This is a genomic window from Mesorhizobium sp. M7A.F.Ca.US.014.04.1.1, from assembly GCF_003998745.1.
Lineage (GTDB): Bacteria > Pseudomonadota > Alphaproteobacteria > Rhizobiales > Rhizobiaceae > Mesorhizobium > Mesorhizobium ciceri.
Map to the genome: position 1 here is coordinate 1 of NZ_RZRW01000729.1, position 2,532 is coordinate 2,532.

Genomic DNA, 2,532 nt, shown 5'->3' on the forward strand with positions numbered 1-2,532 from the left:
TAGCGGGACTGCTCGCGGTCACGATCGGGCGCCGACGGTTAGCGGCCGCCGGCAGCGTGCTGGCATTTTTGATCCTTGCACTGTCAGCATGGACGTCGCTCGGCGCCATGATGCTCAATCCGTTGGAAGAGCGCTTTCAACGCCCGCCGCTGCCGGAAAAGGTCGACGGCATCGTCGTGCTCGGCGGCGGCTTCGAGGGCGCCATCAATCTGGCGCGCGGCGGCTATGAGCTGAACAGCAGCGGCGATCGGATGGTCGAGACCGCGATTCTCGCCCGGCGCTTTCCCACCGCCAAGGTGGTCGTCTCCGGCGGCACCGGCGCGTTGTTTCTCGATGGCGAGGGCGATGCCGCAACCGCGCCGCGCCTGCTCACCGCGCTTGGCGTGGCCGCCGACTGGATGATCCTGGAGAACAAGTCCCGCAACACCTATGAGAACGCGGTCTTCACCAAGGAGTTGGTAACGCCGAAGCCCGGCGAGACCTGGCTGCTGGTGACCTCGGCCTTCCATATGCCGCGCGCCAAGGCGCTGTTCGACAAGGCCGGCTTTGCAACCGTTCCATGGCCGGTCGACTATCGCACCTCGGGACGGGAAGGCGTCGGCCTGTTCCGCGACAATCCAGCCGATTCGCTGCGGGCCACCACCATGGCCATCCGGGAATGGATCGGGCTTTTTGCCTACTGGCTGTCAGGCCGGATCGATCAGCCTTTTCCGGGCGGCTGACCGATCACCGCCTGCCTGGCCGCCGAGAAGAACTGGCGCCGCACCAGCACCGCCAGCAGCAACAGCGTCGACAACACGAACACCATGGGGTCGACGAACCAGCCGAGATAACCGATCGAGAAGAACACGCCGCGCAGGCCGGAGTTGAAGTGCTTTCCGGCCAGCATGTTCATTTGCGCCGCACGCCACACCGCCGTTTCGGTGACCGGATTGCGCGAGGCTTCGCCATGCGGGATCGGTACGGCGCCGATCAGGATCGTGCAATAATTGAACAGCCGGTACGCCCAGCCGAATTTGAAGAACGAAAACGCCAGGATCAGCACCAGCCCAAACACCTTTATCTGGAAGGCCGCGCGCGACGGCGCGCCACCCAGAGGCAGGTCGCTGAGCACTTCAAGAACCCGGTCGGACGCGCCGAGCAGGGCAAAGCAGCCGCCGATCGCGATCAGCGAGCTGGAGGCGAAGAAGGCGGTGCCTTGCTGCAGCCCGCTCATGATGGCGGTGTCGACGATGCGGATCTCGCGCTCGGCCATGGTCCGCATCCAGGCTTGCCGCTGTGCATTCATCGCCGTCGTCAGCGACATCCGGCTGACAAGCTTGCCGTCGGAGGCAAACGTGTGCAGCAGCCACGCGACGAGGAAGAAGGCCAGCGCCGCGAGATCGGCTGTCGAAAGATCGAGGGAATCGCCCATGGCCTGAATTTATCACATTCAGGGCGATCGCTTCGATGTCCGCATTCAGCGATCGTGCCAATGTCGCTGCCGGAGCAAACAAGGTCGGCGGGTGCAGCGCCGCGATTTCCAAAAGAGCGGAAACATCGTGGGAATTCCTATATGTAGTCCTCGACCTGACTCCAGGAGACAACGCCGCGTGTTCCTTTCGGTTTTCGACCTGTTCAAGATCGGCATAGGACCCTCGAGTTCGCACACGATGGGACCGATGACCGCCGCGGCGCGGTTTCTCGACGAGGTCGCGGGAAATGACTGGCCGCGCCCGGCGGGTGTGAAGGTCGACCGCCTTGGCGCCAGCCTGCACGGGTCACTCGCCTATACCGGCATCGGCCACGGCAGTGACCGCGCCGTCATGCTCGGCCTTGCCGGTCTGACGCCGCAGACGGTCGATCCCGACCAGGCCGATGGCATTGCCAGTCGCATCGCCGCCGAAAAGCGTATTTCGCCGCCCGGCCATCCCACCTATCGCTTCGATCCGGCCAGCGATCTGGTGCTGGACCGCAAGACGCCGCTCACCGGCCACGCCAACGGCATGGCGTTCTACGCCTATGATTCCGGCGGCCGCCTGCTGCTCAAGCGCATCTATTATTCGATCGGCGGCGGCTTCGTGGTTTCCGAAGAGGAACTGCAGCGGATGAAGGCCAAGGGATCGGTGACGACGGAAGGCAAGAAAGTGCCTTATCCGTTCAAGAATGCGGTCGAGATGCTGGCCATGGCCGGCAAAAGCGGCCTTTCCATCGCCGACATGAAACGCGTCAACGAGGAGACGCAGATGACGCGCGAGGCGCTCGACGCCGGCCTCGACGGCATCTGGAGCGCCATGAAAGGCTGCATCGACCGCGGCCTGTCGCAGGACGGCATCATGCCGGGCGGGTTGAAGGTGCGCCGCCGTGCCCGCATGCTGCATGACAAGCTGCAGGAGCAATGGCAGCAGAACAAGCCCAATCCCTTGCTCGCCAATGACTGGCTGTCGATCTACGCCATGGCGGTGAACGAGGAAAACGCCGCTGGCGGCCGGGTCGTCACAGCGCCGACCAACGGTGCGGCCGGCACGCTGCCGGCGGTGCTGCGCTACTGGC

At 64.3% G+C, this 2,532-nt stretch carries 3 protein-coding genes; 2 read left to right on the forward strand and 1 reads right to left on the reverse strand.

The genetic code is table 11. The annotated features are described in order from the left end of the window. On the forward strand, positions 1 to 722 hold a 722-nt coding region (locus EOA22_RS30615), incomplete at its 5' end, for a YdcF family protein (RefSeq protein WP_164756049.1). Here EOA22_RS30615 and EOA22_RS30620 read toward each other — a convergent pair. Beyond that, positions 701 to 1,414, reverse strand: coding sequence for a DUF599 domain-containing protein (locus tag EOA22_RS30620; protein WP_027161543.1), 714 nt, complete (start codon positions 1,412 to 1,414; stop codon positions 701 to 703). The genes EOA22_RS30615 and EOA22_RS30620 overlap by 22 nt on opposite strands. A 178-nt stretch (positions 1,415 to 1,592) precedes the next feature. Between EOA22_RS30620 and EOA22_RS30625 the strand changes: the two genes are divergently transcribed. After that, positions 1,593 to 2,532, forward strand: a 940-nt coding sequence (locus EOA22_RS30625) for a serine dehydratase beta chain (protein ID WP_127390473.1), incomplete at its 3' end; no start/stop codon positions are given.

Coding starts and splice junctions, on each gene's coding strand:
- EOA22_RS30620 (WP_027161543.1), bottom strand. CDS start 1,414: ATGGGCGATTCCCTCGATCTTTCGACAGCCGATCTCGCGGCGCTGGCC.